Origin of the sequence: Clostridium aquiflavi, from assembly GCF_031344075.1 — a bacterium.
In the GTDB taxonomy this organism is placed as follows: Bacteria; Bacillota; Clostridia; order Clostridiales; family Clostridiaceae; genus Clostridium; species Clostridium aquiflavi.
Genome location: NZ_JAVJAN010000006.1, coordinates 39,817 through 56,527, shown reverse-complemented (window position 1 = coordinate 56,527; position 16,711 = coordinate 39,817). Strand labels below are relative to the sequence as shown.

12 protein-coding genes are annotated in these 16,711 nt (G+C 28.4%); 3 read left to right on the top strand and 9 right to left on the bottom strand.

Going from position 1 to position 16,711, the window contains the following annotated elements:
• The first annotated feature begins 19 nt into the window (after positions 1-19).
• Positions 20-925 carry a radical SAM protein gene (locus RGC78_RS03150; protein WP_252215732.1) on the top strand — a complete coding sequence of 302 codons (906 nt, stop codon included), beginning with the start codon at positions 20-22 and terminating at the stop codon, positions 923-925.
• A 40-nt stretch (positions 926-965) separates the two neighbouring features.
• Here RGC78_RS03150 and RGC78_RS03145 read toward each other — a convergent pair whose 3' ends face one another.
• The 6 genes from RGC78_RS03145 to murI form a co-directional block, all read right to left on the bottom strand.
• Positions 966-2,297 (bottom strand): peptidoglycan-binding domain-containing protein, encoded by a 1,332-nt coding sequence (locus RGC78_RS03145; protein ID WP_252215734.1) that lies wholly within the window; start codon positions 2,295-2,297, stop codon positions 966-968.
• Between the two features lie 92 nt (positions 2,298-2,389).
• Positions 2,390-4,210, bottom strand: a complete 1,821-nt coding sequence (locus RGC78_RS03140) for a S8 family peptidase (protein ID WP_434062228.1) — start codon at positions 4,208-4,210, stop codon at positions 2,390-2,392.
• Between the two features lie 98 nt (positions 4,211-4,308).
• Positions 4,309-4,977, bottom strand: a complete 669-nt coding sequence (locus tag RGC78_RS03135; protein WP_252215737.1) for a helix-turn-helix domain-containing protein — start codon at positions 4,975-4,977, stop codon at positions 4,309-4,311.
• A 1-nt stretch (position 4,978) separates the two neighbouring features.
• A complete protein-coding gene (locus RGC78_RS03130; RefSeq protein WP_252224199.1) occupies positions 4,979-5,347 on the bottom strand; it encodes a DUF3783 domain-containing protein in 369 nt (122 codons plus the stop codon).
• Between the two features lie 128 nt (positions 5,348-5,475).
• On the bottom strand, positions 5,476-6,000 hold the full coding sequence (locus tag RGC78_RS03125; RefSeq protein ID WP_205449062.1) for a peptidylprolyl isomerase: 525 nt from the start codon (positions 5,998-6,000) through the stop codon (positions 5,476-5,478).
• Between the two features lie 138 nt (positions 6,001-6,138).
• Complete coding sequence (gene murI / locus RGC78_RS03120) at positions 6,139-6,915, bottom strand: glutamate racemase (RefSeq protein WP_252224197.1); 777 nt, start codon at positions 6,913-6,915, stop codon at positions 6,139-6,141.
• Positions 6,916-7,231: 316 nt separating this feature from the next.
• Here murI and RGC78_RS03115 point away from each other — a divergent pair, with 316 nt between their 5' ends.
• Together RGC78_RS03115 and RGC78_RS03110 are read left to right on the top strand one after the other, a co-directional pair.
• Positions 7,232-9,124, top strand: coding sequence for a glutamine synthetase (locus tag RGC78_RS03115; protein ID WP_252215744.1), 1,893 nt, complete (start codon positions 7,232-7,234; stop codon positions 9,122-9,124).
• 256 nt (positions 9,125-9,380) lie between these two features.
• Positions 9,381-10,490 carry an HD-GYP domain-containing protein gene (locus RGC78_RS03110; RefSeq protein WP_252215746.1) on the top strand — a complete coding sequence of 370 codons (1,110 nt, stop codon included), beginning with the start codon at positions 9,381-9,383 and terminating at the stop codon, positions 10,488-10,490.
• 48 nt (positions 10,491-10,538) lie between these two features.
• On the opposite strand, the gene carB is transcribed toward RGC78_RS03110, so the two are convergent.
• The 3 genes from carB to RGC78_RS03095 all read right to left on the bottom strand — a co-directional run bounded on the left by carB (position 10,539) and on the right by RGC78_RS03095 (position 16,635).
• Positions 10,539-13,748 carry a carbamoyl-phosphate synthase large subunit gene (gene carB, locus RGC78_RS03105; protein WP_309556028.1) on the bottom strand — a complete coding sequence of 1,070 codons (3,210 nt, stop codon included), beginning with the start codon at positions 13,746-13,748 and terminating at the stop codon, positions 10,539-10,541.
• A 14-nt stretch (positions 13,749-13,762) separates the two neighbouring features.
• Positions 13,763-14,812 carry a glutamine-hydrolyzing carbamoyl-phosphate synthase small subunit gene (carA, locus tag RGC78_RS03100; RefSeq protein WP_309556027.1) on the bottom strand — a complete coding sequence of 350 codons (1,050 nt, stop codon included), beginning with the start codon at positions 14,810-14,812 and terminating at the stop codon, positions 13,763-13,765.
• 365 nt (positions 14,813-15,177) lie between these two features.
• Positions 15,178-16,635, bottom strand: coding sequence for a methyl-accepting chemotaxis protein (locus tag RGC78_RS03095; protein WP_252215770.1), 1,458 nt, complete (start codon positions 16,633-16,635; stop codon positions 15,178-15,180).
• Between the last annotated feature and the right edge of the window lie 76 nt (positions 16,636-16,711).

Here is a 16,711-nt window from a genome sequence, read left to right as displayed (position 1 = left end):
AAATATCGAGGAGATAATTATGAAATATTCAAGTATGTTAAAAGAATGTACTCTTTGCTATAGAGAGTGTAAAGTTAATAGATTAAATAATGAAATTGGATTTTGTAGAGCTTCTGAAAAGGTTAAAGTTGCAAGAGCTGCCTTACATCTTTGGGAAGAGCCACCTATTTCATCTGGAAAAGGTTCTGGTACTGTATTTTTTTCACATTGTAATTTAAACTGTGTTTTTTGCCAAAACCATGATATAAGTCAAGAATTTAAAGGAATGGATATATCAATAGAAAGACTTGCTGACATATTTTTAGAACTTCAAGAAAAAGGTGCTAATAACATAAATTTAGTTACTCCAACTCATTATGTACCACAGATCATTGAAGCTCTAGAACTTTCTAAATCTAAAGGATTAAAGATACCTATACTATATAATACAAACACTTATGATTCACTTGATACAATTAAAGCTTTAGATGGATATATTGATGTATATCTTCCTGATTTTAAATATTTCAATAATAAATATTCTACTAAATATTCTAAAGCTAGTGATTATAGTATAAATGCCATAAAAATTATAGATGAAATGGTAAGACAAACTGGTGAAGTTAAATTCGATTCAACATCTCATATTACTAAAGGTGTTATTGTTAGACACTTACTTCTTCCAGGCTTACTTTTTGATTCAAAGAAAATTGTAGATTTACTATTTAACAGATACAAAGATAATATCTATATTAGCCTAATGAATCAATATACACCTATGTTTAAAGCTTGTGATTATCCTGAAATAAATAAACCTCTAAATCCAAAGCATTATGATAGTTTAATTGATTATGCCGTAAATATTGGTTTGAAAAATGGCTTTATACAAGATCAAGGAACTAACACAACAGATTTTGTTCCATCTTTTAATGGTGAGGGAATATAAAAAAGTAATGCTTCAAATAATTTGAGGCATTACCTTTTTTCTATACAAAGTAATTAAAATTTGGAATTTCTCTATTTGCTTGCTCAATAGTCATTGGTGGAACAAATATCCTTTGATTAGAGCTATCACATCTAAGTTCAGCTATTCTTGTAACTCCTACATATACATCTGATATCTTATACCAAGTAGCATAATCAACTACCCCTGTTTGTGGTAAATTAAAGATTCCTTGAAATACTTTAACTGCTTCTTCAGTTTTAGGTCCAAATGCACCATCTTCTGCAACTTTAGGAATAAGAGGATAATTTCTAGATATTCTATTTAATTGATTTTGTATTGTTTTAACAGGTTCTCCAACTGATCCAATAGTCAAATCATAATCTGGATATGATTTTGGACTTCCTTCAACTTTTTCTGCTGTTACAAGCTCAATATCACTTCCATAGTAATACTTCAATATTTCATATGGTGGTTTTCCTTGAGAACCTAAACTTTGGCTTCCCCATTGACTTAGCCATTCTGGACAAGTCACACTTTTACCATCACAATATTGTGTTAAAAGTGGTTGTTTTTTCCCCATTCTTCTAATATAAGTAGAAAATATCTCATCAACTATTACACTTATGGTATCATAAATATTTCTTCCATAATTAAAAGCATGATCATAAGCAGTAGAGCTTGTAATATCGAAATTTTTTCCCTTTCCTCTATACCATTCTGTATATATTCTATTTAAAGTAAATGAAATTATACAAAATATATTTGCTCTTATTGCATTACCAGACCATGTAGAATATATTTCACAAGATGCAACATTTTTTATATACTCTTTAAATGGTACTTTATAATTAGGTGCAGAGGTATCATTAGGACCTCCTTGATGTACTATTATATATTCTGGCACTACCGGTTGTGCCAATACAACTCCTGAACTTGGAGGTGGTAATTTTTTTTCCTCTTCTTCAGGAATTTTAGGTGGAAAATTTCCATTAAGAGTATTGGGTTGAATATTAATAACCTCATTTTGTCTTGATGCACTTTTACGTTCAACTAAATTACATCTTTGATAAGCAACCTCTTCAGAAAATATTTGACATCCATTTATTATCAATGTCTCGAAACCATCTCTTTCAACTAAAATATCATAAACACTATAAGGAATTTTATTACTATTTTCATCTAAAGAATATTCGATAGGAGGAGCATCTAAATCTATTTGATCAGTTAATCCAATTGAATTTGTAACTAAATCTATAGTCGATGGATTATTTTCATTCAAAGAACCTTCTTTTACACTGATTTTAGCATTATCTACAGGGATATAATTATCCCCACTAAAACACTGAATTCTTAAACTACCTTTATCTGCCATAACTATAACTCCTTAATATTTTTTCCTACGAATACTATATGAAATAAAGCACCAATTAGTTCCTATATCTTATTATTTAAATAATTACATAATTAATTATTAGGAAGTCTAACAAATAAATTTCCTACATAAAATTCACCACTTATATCTCTGACTCTATAATTTCTAGATAATATTTGATTTATTGTATTTTCAATATCATAAAGGGTATCATAAGCACAAATTGTTCCATATCCCCAAAGTGGATTTGGATATTCTATATCAGTTCTTGCTCTATTAGAACCTCTTACCAAATAGTACTTTAATCTTTGTCCAAATAAGTACGGATCATTTCCCTTTACTATTCCCCATTCCATAATTAATGCACAAATTCCCGATACCTGAGGTGCTGCCATTGAGGTCCCTGTCTTAGAATCATAACTTCCATTTGGTACAGGACCTAATATTCCTACACCTGGGGCAACAAGATCAGGTCTTATCAAATTACTTTGAACTTGTGCTCCTCTTCCACTAAATGAGGATAATGTATTCGTAAGTGAATTATAACTTCCTACAGCTATAATATTTTCTACAGTTGCTGGTATTCCTAATGTATTATAATTTATAGGCTCTAAAAATTTAGTTTGAGGATTTAACCCTTCAGATATTGGAAGCCACATTGAAAATGATCCCTTATAGTTATTACTAGTAGTAATTTGTATTTTCCACACACCAGGAATTAAATAACCTGATGCTATAGAAGATATTATTATTTGAATTTCACTATTCAATTCAAATGGTTTTGGTCCAGATACGTATATATCATACCTATCACGTCCTATACCTCCATGAAAGTATCCTTCTTGCATATTTATATTTCCACTGCTTTGGCCAGTTGGTGATATTACATTTAAAGATATATCTGGAAGTATTGATTTATATAAATTTATGACTACAGTGCTTTCATCACTGGCAATATTGAAAGCTTTAGTTTGAATTTCTTCTAATTCACCACCTGTATGGTGTGCTGCATCACCTTCATTTCCTGCTGCTATAACTATAGTTACTCTTTCTAAATTAGATACTGTACTAATATATTGTTCTAATAAACTACTTCCATTATGTGCTCCATTATTAGTGCTCAAGCTAAGATTAATAACTAAAGGCATATTAGTTTCTTTACTTTTGTCTATTAAAAATTTTATTCCTTGCATTATTTGAGAACTTAATATCCAAGTGCCTCTTGCTGCTTTTACCATAGCTATAGATGATTCTGGTGCTGCACCTTTATATATATCGCTAATATTGCCACCACCACAAGCTATTCCTGCAACATGAGTTCCGTGACCTGTATTATCTAAAACCGGAACAATTGAATATGGATCAGTTGATTCTATAGCTTTGTTTATTAATTCTTTATCATAAATTTTTTTTTCAAAACTTAAATCATATATATATTCTATTCTAGTCTTACCATTAGAATCCATAAATGCTGGATGCATATAATCTATTCCTGAATCAACAAATCCTACTAATGTACCTTTTCCATATACTTCATAAGTTGATACAGCTTGAGGCACACAGGTTGCTCTATTTCCTTCACTGTCTGCTGCATATAAGTTCTTTGGTAACTCTATATACTGAATGCTATTACTTGTTGCCAATTTAACTAAATTTTTTAGTGGCAAATTAATTAGTCCAAAGTTAAATCCTAAATCTTGAAATTCACCCTCTAATTCTTTAGCTAATACTGCTACATTTTCAGCTGTATCTCTATATAAAATAACAAGCTCAATTACTTCACCCAATTCTCCCGAAAAAAACTTTGTATTTATTCTATTTAATATATCTTGTGGTACATTAGTTAACAATCCAATAGCAGCATCAAGTTTAGATGATATTCTGTTAGATTCTGTAATTTCTATTTTAATCAACCCCAACTATTTTTATATAATAAGTTTATGCCTATAAATTGATTAATTGACTAAAAAAAGTAGTTATATACTTTTACGTATATAACTACTTAATAAAACTACAGTTTTATTTCTATTCTTTCTAATTTTGCAATTATATTTATCTCTTTTATTTCAGTTGTTTCTGTAAGTAAACTACCACCATTGCTAATTAATAGAACTTTGGAATTTCCAAGACTTCTTATTTGTCTTATCTTTCTCTCACCTTTATAATCAATTAAGAAAATACCATTATTGCTAAATTCTTTAACCATATGTGCAAAAGCTAAATCTCCCTTTAAAATTCTAAATCCAGACATATCATCGTTTTCTATTTGAAGATAAAGTACCTTATCTTGTGGATATCCTTCAACTTTATTAGAATGAACAGTTAATTCTCTTGTACCTTTAGTATTAGATAATGAATAATTGTATATAGGTACATTTTTTATGACTGAAGCAAATGCATCAGTCCATACTTCTGATTTTTCTACCTTAGTATTAACTGATTTTTTTAAAGTTTCTTTTTCTTTCATCAATTCTTCATCAGTAACAACCATATTTATATCATTCAAATCAGTTTTTAAGAATTTAGATACTCTTTCTATAAATGCTTCATTAGCTACTTTTCTTCCTAATTCAATGTCATTTATATACTTTTCTGCTACACCGAGCTTTTTACCTAATACCTTCGCTGATAATCCATTCTTTTCTCTTGCTTGTTTTATTTTTTCTCCTACACGGCTCACGTTATTCTCTCCCCTTTTGTTCCGCTTTATGCCATTCTCTTTCTTCAATTAAGTGTTCCAATAAATATTTAAGTGACCAATTACAAGAAACTGGTGTAGTTACAGCTAGTACTCCATCACTTGTAAATCCTCTTATATATTTTATCGCGCCCTTTAATTCACCTTCTGCAAATTTATTAAATATTATCATCTTTTCTTCCAGCATATCTTCTGGTTTTTCTACTTGTTCTAAGCCTGATATTAAATCTTTTATCTTAACATTGCCCATGTCCTTGTTAATTTTTATAACTTTTCCATAGCGTTGTTTTATTTTATTAATTTCATTATCCTCTAATCCGTATGCTAATATGCACTTAATATTAGGAATCATAATATCACCGCCTTCACTTATATATAAATTTGGCTACATTTTAGTAAAGTGTTGATACATGTATAAATCAATAAATTTAATTACATATATCAACACATATTTAAACTAAAACTTTTTTATTTTATAAACTATTCTTCAATTATTTCTGGTTCTCCATATGTTTCACCTTGAGTATCAACAGTCATCTTTTCAATAACTTGATCTTCATAAGGTCTGTCTTGCATATCTCTTTTTGCTGCAACTATTTCATCTGCAATTTCAATTCCTTCAATAACTTTACCAAATGATGCATATTGACCATCTAAATGAGGCGCATTTGCAACCATAAGGAAGAATTGGCTTCCTGCTGAATCTGGATGCATAGCTCTTGCCATAGATAATACACCTTTGCTATGTTTTAAATCATTTTTGAATCCATTAGATGTGAATTCACCCTTTATACCATATCCTGGGCCACCCATTCCTGTACCTTCTGGACAACCGCCTTGTATCATAAAACCTGGTATTACTCTATGGAATATTAATCCATCATAAAATCCTCTATTAATTAAATCAATAAAATTCTTAACTGTATTTGGAGCTATTTCTGGATATAATTCAGCTTTTATTGTTCCTCCATTTTTCATCTTTATTGTAACAATTGGATTTGCCATAAAAATTCTCCTTTCAAACATTACGATATTTAATATATTTCATATATTTATATAATATAAATATATATTTTCACTTAGTGCAATTTCATAACATATATTATTAGCTAAAATATTTGCATAAATTCATTTATATGCTAATTAAGAAATTTCTATTAATTTTTTAGAAAGTTCTATGGTCTTTTCGCTTCCATTTGAATTTATTATAGTTATACTACCTTGTTTCTCTTCAGTATTCAATAAATTCTTTTCTCCTAACCTTCTTCTTAATTCTTGAGAAGTACCAAGTCCACCATCTATTATAGGTATATCTTTATCAATTACTTTATATAATGTTTCTTTTATAAACGGATAATGAGTACATCCTAAAACAACTACACCTATATCATTATTTTTATATGGATTAAACTTTTCTTTTAAGTATTCTTCTAATTCTTCTCCACTTAGTATACCATGCTCTATAAATTCAACTAATTTAGCACATGGTAATGATACTATATCATAATCTTCACCGTATTTTTCCATTAAAGATTTAAATTTTTTTTCCTTTAAAGTCATAGGTGTAGCCATTATTATTATGTTGCCTTTTCTATTGTACTTAGTTGCTAATTTTAATGCTGGTTCTATACCTATTATAGGAATATTTTTATATTTACTTCTAACTAAATCTATTGCAGCACTAGTTGCAGTATTACAAGCAACTACTATTGCCTTTACATTTTTCTCTAATAATAATTCTACTGCATCAACTGTAAGAGTTTTAACTTCTTCAACAGTTTTAATTCCATAAGGTGCATTTTTAGAATCTCCAAAATATATATAATTTTCATTTGGCATTAAACGAATAGCTTCTTTCATTACACTTAATCCGCCTACCCCTGAATCAAAAAATCCTATAGGCCTATTTTTTTTCTCCAAAGTGTTCACACTCCAATTTTCCTATATTATCTAATAAACATTTTATTACTTTATTAAAAATAAATCTATATTGAATTATTTTTTATGTATAATTTTATTCCATATTCTATTTACAATTATACTATAATTATTAAATTAAAAATTTAGCTTTAAATATATTGACAGTATAGTATACTTGTAATAGAATTTTTATAATTAATAAATACGAATATTTTTATGTTTTATTTATTGTTTGTTCGATATATATCAAAATTAACTCTAAATTGCGAAAGGATGTGAATAGCAACTTACAGAATTATCTGTAACTGCTTATTATATGAATAATTTACTTTATGTTATTAAAAAAGAGAATCATAACGCTAAAGATCTAAATGCAATATTAAATGAAAATAGCCAAATTAAGTTCGTCTCATTTGTTGGTATTGATTTATCTGGTAATGATACTGATGAAAAAATTCCAGTTAAGCTTTTCTTAGAAAATATAGATTCATACTTAAACGGAATTGCTGTTCAAACAGATGGTTCTTCAGTAGTATTGCCTGGTATTGCTACATTGAACAATGCTAAAGTTGATATGATTACTGATCTAGATAGCAAGTGGTTTGTTGATTATAACTTTAACTTTATAGACCATGAGACTAACAGACCTGTAGGTACATTAAGAATACCATGCTTCTTATACCATGATAACAAACCTGTTGATTCTAGACACATTCTTAAAGCATCTGTCTCTGCTGTTAAGGACACTCTATCTAACTTATTTAAAAACAAACCTGAACTTTTAAATATTTATGATATTACCCCTGATGATATAGATGATATAATCGTTACTTCTGCCACTGAATTAGAATTTTGGGTTAAAACACCTAATGAAAATGCTGAAGTAGAAGAATTATCAACGTCTCAAGTACTACATGAACATTATTGGACTAGAACAAAAGGAGCTGTTAGAACAGCACTTGAAGAAACACTTCTTTTAATGGAAAAATATGATTTTGAACCTGAGATGGGTCATAAAGAGGTTGGTGGAGTAAGAGCTAAATTAAATTCATCTGGTAATTTTGATCATGTTATGGAACAAATAGAAATAGATTGGAAGTATTCAGATGCACTTCAATCTGCTGATAATGAGTTATTTGTAAGAATATTAGCTCAAGAAACTTTCAGAAGAAATGGTCTTGAAGTAACATTCATGGCTAAACCAATAGAAGAAGTAGCCGGATCTGGAATGCATACCCATTTAAGTATTAGTTTAAAATTAAAGAACGGAAAAATAATAAACATATTTAATGGTCCTAAAAATCACTTCTTAAGTGTAATAGGATATGGGGCTATAATGGGAATTCTTAAAAACTATGAAGTTATGAATCCATTTATTTCTTCAACAAATAATTCACTTAAGAGATTAAAACCCGGATTTGAAGCACCAGTATGTATAGTAACTTCACTTGGTAAGAGTCCTGAAAATCCATCAAGAAATAGATCTATCTTAGTTGGATTAATTAGGGATTTAGATTCTCCTTTAGCTACTAGATTTGAGCTTAGATCTCCAAATCCACATTCGAATACTTATATTACAATGGCAGTTTCTTATATGTCAATGCTAGATGGTATATTATATGCTGTAAACAAAACAGAAGATGAATTACTTGCTGAATTATCAAAGAAACCAGGTGAAGATGCCGATTATCTTGAAAAAGAAAGAGCTTATAGAAGTGAAGCAGATGTATTTGAAGACTTCTCAGAAGATGAAAGAAATAAATTCTTTGGTATAGCTCCTGCAACTATTTATGAAAATTTATCACAATTAGATAAATACCCTGAAAAAGTTGAAATATTAAAGAAAAATAATGTAATGACATCAGAAATAATAAATAGCTTTAAATTAGCTATATTACAAAGATGGACTACTGAAATTATTCACAGAATAATTAATAATTACATTAATGAAATAAGATCATTTTCATCACTTCATTCATTAGATAAAGCTTTAGACTTAGATGTGTCTAACTGGATGAAAATAAATGATCTAAGAATGTATATAATGAAAGATACTTATACTACTAAAAGTTTATTTACAAGAATTAAGATAGCATTTGTAAGTAAAGATTACGCAAAAGCATCAGAATTATATATTGAACTTGAAGATAAAATGAGACTTCTTAGAAATTTATATTCTTCTTATAGAAAAAATCTTTTAGATATATAAACAAAGTTGTATTTAAATGATACTTAAAATATAAAACTTAATAATCTTAAGTATTTTCTAAATAAAAAATGGGTGATAAAGTTTGTGCTTTTTCGCCCATTTTTTATTGCAAGTTTTGTCTAAATATCCTATATATGATATAATAAAGTGTAATTGTTTAACAAAAAACTTTTTTCTATATTCTGATATAATTATATACTTATTTGAATTTATGGGAATAATATTATATTATAATATTAATTATGAGGTGCTAATCATGCGTTTAATACCAATTGAATGTGTAAAAAAAGACACTATATTAGGTAAAACTATATATGATTCCGAGGGTAGGATTTTGTTAAAAAAGGGTGTAAAATTAACGCAACCTTTAATACAAAAAATCAAGCAGTTAAGTATACTTTCAATATATATAATCGATGAATATAGTGATTATGAAATAGAAGATATAATAAAACCTGAACTACGTCAAAAAGCTATTAGAATTCTTAAAGAAACATTTAATGATATTCAAAGAGTTTCTTCACTTCATAGCTTTGAAAAATGCTCAATTAATAATTATTCAAAACATGAACTAAAATATTTTGAAAATATAAGTACTATCTCAGAAGAATTATTAGATAATATATTATCTAATAAAAATTTATTAATTTCTTTAGTAGATATAAAAAATATGGATAATTATACTTATCAACACTCTGTAAATGTAGCTGTTTTATCTTTAGTTTTAGGAATAAGTTTAAAACTCCCAAAAAGAAAGCTAATTCAATTATGTAGTGGTGCATTGCTTCATGACATAGGTAAAACATTTATAGACAAAGATATACTATTAAAGCCTGGTAAATTAACTCCTGAAGAATTTGATGTTATAAAAAAACATCCTGAAAGAGGATATAATTTTTTAAGCAATTTATATAATATTAATTCTAATAGTAAATTAATAATATTACAGCATCATGAACGAGTAGATGGCTTAGGTTATCCTTTCGGATTAAGTGAAAATAAAATTAATTATATGGCTAAAATAGTAAGCATTGCAGATGTATATGACGCTTTAACGTCTGATAGACCATATAAGCGTGCTATGTATCCTGGTGATGCATTAGAATACATAATGTCTAACTCAGGAACTTTCTTTGATTATGAAATGGTTAAAGTATTTTCTAGAGTTATAATACCGTTCCCAAATGGAACTATAGTATGTTTAAGTAATGGTGATGTTGGCATAGTTGAAGAGACTTTTCCAAATTATCCTCTTAGACCTCAAATAAAAATATTAAAAAGTGATAACAAGAAAATTATTGGATCTCGTATTAATTTATTGACTGAATTGTCAATAGTAATATCCAGTATAAAATATGAAGCATAAAAAAATGTTACAATAATTAAATTGTAACATTTTTTACTTATAACTTATTTATTTAGCTATATCAAATACTTCTAAGTTCTTACTTTTATCAAATTCTTCTAATTCAACATCTGCAATTGCTCTTAGTGTATCTAATGCAGTAATAACTCCTAAATTTCTCTCAACAGCTGCTCTTCTAATTAAGAAACCATCTCTCTTAGAGTCATTACCTTTAGTTGGAGTGTTAACTACTAAATCAACTTCTCTATTTTTAACTATATCTAAAATATTAGGCTTTTCTTCATCTATCTTACGAACTTCTTCTGCATATATTCCTTCTTCTCTTAATAAATTGCATGTTCCTATTGTTGCTATAAACTTATAACCAACTTTAGCAAGATCCTTAGCTATCGGTAAAAATTCTGCTTTATTATGCTTATTAATTGTTGCGAGTATTTTGCCTTTTTCCTTTGATGGATACATATTAGCACCTACAAAACCTTTATAAAGAGCTTCTTTTAAATTTCTACCTACTCCTAAAACTTCTCCTGTTGATCTCATTTCAGGCCCTAAGCAAACTTCTACATTCGGTAATTTCTGAGTTGAGAATACTGGAACTTTAACTGAAACTAGTTCTGGTTCTTTATATATATCTACTCCATATCCTAAATCATTTAATTTAGCCCCCATCATAACTTGTGTAGCTATATCAACAATTGGTACTTTGCTAACCTTACTTATATAAGGTACCGTTCTTGATGCTCTTGGATTAACTTCAATTACATACAAGTTTCCTTCAAACTCTATGAATTGAATATTTATCATTCCTTTTATTCCTATTGCTAAAGCCAACTTCTTAGTATATTCTAAGATTTTCCCCTTAATTTCATCACAAACATTTTGACTTGGATACATAGTTACACTATCCCCAGAGTGAACTCCTGCTCTTTCTAAATGTTCCATTATGCCTGGTATAAGAATATTTTCCCCATCAGATATAGCATCTACTTCTATTTCTCTACCCATTAAATATTTATCTATAAGTATTGGATTCTTTTTATCTTTTGCAAATGCATTAGTTAAGTAGAAAATTAATTCTTCTTCATCATGAGTTATTTCCATTCCTTGACCACCAATTACATAAGACGGTCTAACAAGTACTGGAAATCCTAATCTTTCTGCTTCTTCTAATCCCTCTTCTACTGACCATATACCTTTACCTTTAGGTCTTGATATATCTAATCTTTCTAATAGTTCATCAAATTTTTCTCTATCTTCTGCCATATCTATTTGATCTGCTGTAGTTCCTAAAGTCTTAATATTTTTTTCCTTTAAGAAATTAGCAAGTTTAATTGCTGTTTGACCACCAAATTGAAGTATTACTCCATATGGATTTTCCTTTTCAATTATATTTAAAACATCTTCTTCTGTTAATGGTTCAAAATATAACTTATCTGATATATCAAAATCAGTACTTACAGTTTCAGGATTATTATTTACTATTATAGTTTCAATATCAAGTTTCTTTAATGCTTTTACACAATGAACTGATGCATAATCGAACTCAATTCCTTGACCTATTCTTATTGGACCTGACCCTATTACTATTACTTTTCTTCTGTTTGATACTTCAACTTCATCATATTGTTCATAAGTAGAATAGTAATATGGTGATAATGCTTCAAATTCTCCTCCACAAGTATCAACCATTTTATATGATGGTTTTATGCTCCAAATATCTCTTAATCTATATATATCTTCTGGACTTACCTTTAACATATCTGCTATTGCTTTATCAGAAAAACCTTTTTTCTTTAAGTTTTGTAACCATTCTTTATCTAAATCTTCTATCTTGCTTAATTTTAATCTTTGTTCTTCTTCAACTATCCATTTAATTTTTTCTAAGAAGAATTTATCTATACCAGTAATTTTATTTATTCTTTCAATCATGTAATCACGTCTTAACATTTCTGCTAAAGCGAATATTCTTTCATCATCTGGTTTCATTACCAACTCTTTAAGTTCTGACATACTATGTTCTTTAAATTTTTTATGATCTAAAGAATATTTTCCTATTTCTAAGCTTCTTATTCCTTTTAAAAATGCTTGCTCAAAATTAGCTCCTATAGCCATTATTTCTCCGGTTGCCATCATCTTAGTTCCAAGCTGTCTATCAGCACCAAAGAATTTATCAAAAGGCCATTTTGGTATTTTTACTACAATATAATCAAGTGTTGGTTCAAAACATGCATATGTCTTTTGAGTTACAGCATTTTTTATTTCATCTAATCCATATCCAAGAGCTATTTTAGCTGCAAGTTTTGCAATAGGATATCCTGTTGCCTTTGATGCTAAAGCTGAACTCCTTGAAACCCTAGGATTAATTTCTATTACTGCATATTCAAATGTATTCGGATTTAATGAAAACTGAACATTACATCCACCCTCTATACCTACAGCATTTATTATATTTATAGATGCTGTTCTGAGCATTTGATATTCCTTATCTGAAAGTGTTTGTGATGGTGCAACAACTATACTATCACCTGTATGTATACCCACAGGATCTATGTTTTCCATATTACATACAGTGATGCAGTTTCCATAAGAATCTCTCATTACTTCATATTCTATTTCCTTCCAGCCCTTAACACTTTTTTCAAGTAAAACTTGACCTATTGTGCTTAATTGAAGACCTGATTCTAGTATTGTTCTTAACTCTTCTTCATCATCTGCAATACCGCCACCAGATCCACCTAATGTGTAAGCTGGTCTTACTATAACTGGATATCCAATTCTACTAGCAAAATCTATACCTGCTTGTAAGTCAGTAACAATTTCACTTTTTATAACTGGTTCTCCTATTCTGTTCATCATATCTCTGAATAGTTCTCTATCTTCTCCTTCTTTTATAGATTCAATAGATGTTCCTATTACTTTTACATCATATTTTTCTAAAATGCCTGAATCATGTAATTCTACAGCAAGGTTAAGTCCTGTTTGACCTCCCATTCCTGCAAGTAAACTATCTGGTCTTTCTTTCGCAATAACTTTTTCAATAAATTCTAACGTTAAAGGCTCTAGATATACCTTATCTGCAACTTCTTTATCAGTCATTATTGTTGCTGGGTTAGAGTTTATTAAAACAACTTCTATTCCCTCTGATTTTAAAGCTTCACAAGCTTGAGTTCCTGAATAGTCAAACTCAGCTGCTTGACCTATAACTATTGGACCTGATCCTATAACTAAAACTTTTTTTATATCTTTATTTAATGGCATTTATCTTCATCCTCCTATAGTGCATATTTTAAAAATTTATCAAATATATATTCGCTATCCTTGGGACCCGCTGATGCCTCTGGATGGAATTGGACTGAGTATATTGGTAAAGTCTTATGCTTTAATCCTTCTACAGTTCCGTCATTTATATTTACATGAGTTACTTCAACATCTTCTGGTAATGTTTCTACTACATAACCGTGATTTTGAGAAGTTATATGAACTATATTTTCTTCTAAATCTTTAACTGGATGATTGCATCCTCTGTGACCAAACTTTAGCTTTGTAGTTTTTCCACCTAAAGTTAATGCTAATAATTGATGTCCTAGACAAATACCTACAATAGGCTTTTTACCTACTATTTTTTTTACATTTTCTATAACAAAATCTAACTCCTCTGGATCTCCAGGTCCATTAGACAAAAATACTAAATCTGGATTAACACTTAAAATTTCTTCTGCACTTGCTGTTGCAGGAAATACTGTTAACTTACAACCTCTTTTTTTGAAATTAGTTATTATATTTTGTTTTATTCCAAAATCCATTATAGCTATATGTTTTCCACTTCCGTTAATTACATACTTTTCTTTAGTAGTAACATTCTTTACTGCTTCTTTATTAGAAAAACTAGCTATTTTTTCTTTTATAGATTTATCATCTAAATCTTCTAATGCAATGATTCCTCTCATTGTTCCACTGTTTCTTAAAACCTTAGTTAAAGCTCTTGTATCAATGCCCTCTAATCCAATAACCTTTCCTTGCTTTAAGAAATCTTCTAGTTCTAATTCACACCTAAAATTACTTGGTAAATTGCATTTTTCTCTAACGATGAATCCTCTAACCTTTATTGAATCTGATTCCATGTCCTCAAGATTTATACCATAATTCCCTATTAAAGGATAAGTCATAGTTACTATTTGACCATAATAAGATGGATCTGTAAGTACTTCTTGGTATCCTGTCATTCCAGTAGTAAATACTACTTCCCCAATACTTTCTTTTAAATATCCAAAAGCCTTACCTTCAAAAACCATACCATTTTCCAATATAAGCTTTGCTTTCATAATTAATCCTCCTTAATCTATGTTTTAAAATTTATATTTTTATATAAAATAAAAGGATACTAAAGAGACAACCATAAAAGAGAGCTCTTTACTATCCAAACATATTTATCAAGTATACTAATTGCTTTAAACAAAGCTGTATTATTTTTTTCTAACTCATAATATATCATAGAAATAGACTCCTTTCTGGCCTCACTGGACCAATTTAAAGTGTATCTTTAGACAGATATTTATTTATATATATTTACCTTGTTTCTTATTGTAGTTTATCGTACATATACTGTCAAGAAAAATAGATTATTTTTTATTTAAATATATTTACTATTATTTTTGACTATAACAATTTTATAAGAATAATTTACAAACTAATTATTATATACATTCTTGTTTGAAGAATCTAACTCTTTAGCAAGATTTATTATCTTTTTAAAATCATTAATTAAATCAACTGAGAGTTTTTCTGCTTTGCTGTAGATTTCTCTTATAGTATTATCATTAATATTTGATTTTAATCTTGATATTATGTCTCTTCCATAAGAGTGGAATACTTTGTGTTTTTCATCTATTTCATTCCAAATTACTAATATTTTTTCATTTTTAGGCTTCATAGAATAATAGAAATGTCCAAATCCACACTTATGTTCATTTACTTGAAGTGCTGATATTTCTCTATCATTAACAATTTTACTTAAAGTTTGTAGCCAGTTTTGATGAGCTGTAATTGCTTTATTAATTGTTTCTATAAACAAATTATTAGTTATCATATAATATTCATCATTAACTAAAGTACCTATTATTTTAGATGCATTATCTAAATCTTCTTCCATTAAACTTATGGGTTCTATAATGCTTCCTAACGTATTACTTATATCTTTTAATGCTATCGTATCCTCACCTAATTTTTCAATATCCTCATCAAATTTTCTCATACTAGTTGCTACTTCATCCATAGATGTATTTATTTCTTCACTATTAGCTGCAATAGATGTTATTGATTCATTTATATTATTAACACGCTCTCTATTCTCTTTACTTGTTTTAACAACTGAATCTAAATTTTGATTTAACTTTCCTAAAGAATCAACAGTATCATCAACACTAGCATTACTTTTATTAGATGCAGATTCAATATCAGTTATAAAATCAGACATACTATTAGTTAAATTTTTAGTCTCATCAGCTAACTTTCTTATTTCTTCTGCAACTACTGCAAACCCTCGTCCACTTTCTCCAGCTCTTGCAGCTTCTATTGACGCGTTTAAAGCCAAAAGATTAGTTTGTTCTGATATTTCACTTATAGCTTTTATAACATTTTGTACATTTTCTATTACATGAATTAAATTACTCATATCATCTTTCATTCCAATAGAATGAGATATTGCTGTATCCGAAAAAACCTTTATTTCTAATAATTCATCCTCGCTTCTTTTTATGGAATCTAATAAAGTTGTAGAATTTAATGATAAATCAGATATTGATTGTGTCATATCAGTATGTGCAGCTGTTACTTCTTCTGATGTGCTAGATAATATTTCAGATGTGTTGGACACACTTTCCATTAATTCAGCTATTTCGCCAGTTACATATTCTATCTTTTCTTCTTTATCCTTTAAAGTTAAATCTAAATTACTCATCTGAATAACAGAGTTTAAGACTAATCTAGTTATATCTTGAAATTTATCCTTACCACTATTCAATCTCATATGTATTGCTTTAACTTTATCTAAAACATCTCTATCTATTTTTATATTCTCTTTTGGTAATTTTAATCTAGAAATATTATTTATAACTTCACTTATAACCCTATTTTTATTATTAAACATATAAAACCTCTCCTTCTTAATATCCTTATATTAATTATCGTTTTTAATTTATTTCTTTTAACAAAATTTTGTAATT

Bases quoted from the DNA above. Each gene is read 5' to 3' on its own strand.
- RGC78_RS03150 (WP_252215732.1), top strand. From the start codon at position 20: ATGAAATATTCAAGTATGTTAAAAGAATGTACTCTTTGCTATAGAGAG.
- RGC78_RS03145 (WP_252215734.1), bottom strand. From the start codon at position 2,297: ATGGCAGATAAAGGTAGTTTAAGAATTCAGTGTTTTAGTGGGGATAAT.
- RGC78_RS03130 (WP_252224199.1), bottom strand. From the start codon at position 5,347: ATGATTCCTAATATTAAGTGCATATTAGCATACGGATTAGAGGATAAT.
- RGC78_RS03125 (WP_205449062.1), bottom strand. From the start codon at position 6,000: ATGGCAAATCCAATTGTTACAATAAAGATGAAAAATGGAGGAACAATA.
- RGC78_RS03115 (WP_252215744.1), top strand. From the start codon at position 7,232: ATGAATAATTTACTTTATGTTATTAAAAAAGAGAATCATAACGCTAAA.
- RGC78_RS03110 (WP_252215746.1), top strand. From the start codon at position 9,381: ATGCGTTTAATACCAATTGAATGTGTAAAAAAAGACACTATATTAGGT.
- carB (WP_309556028.1), bottom strand. From the start codon at position 13,748: ATGCCATTAAATAAAGATATAAAAAAAGTTTTAGTTATAGGATCAGGT.
- carA (WP_309556027.1), bottom strand. From the start codon at position 14,812: ATGAAAGCAAAGCTTATATTGGAAAATGGTATGGTTTTTGAAGGTAAG.
- RGC78_RS03095 (WP_252215770.1), bottom strand. From the start codon at position 16,635: ATGTTTAATAATAAAAATAGGGTTATAAGTGAAGTTATAAATAATATT.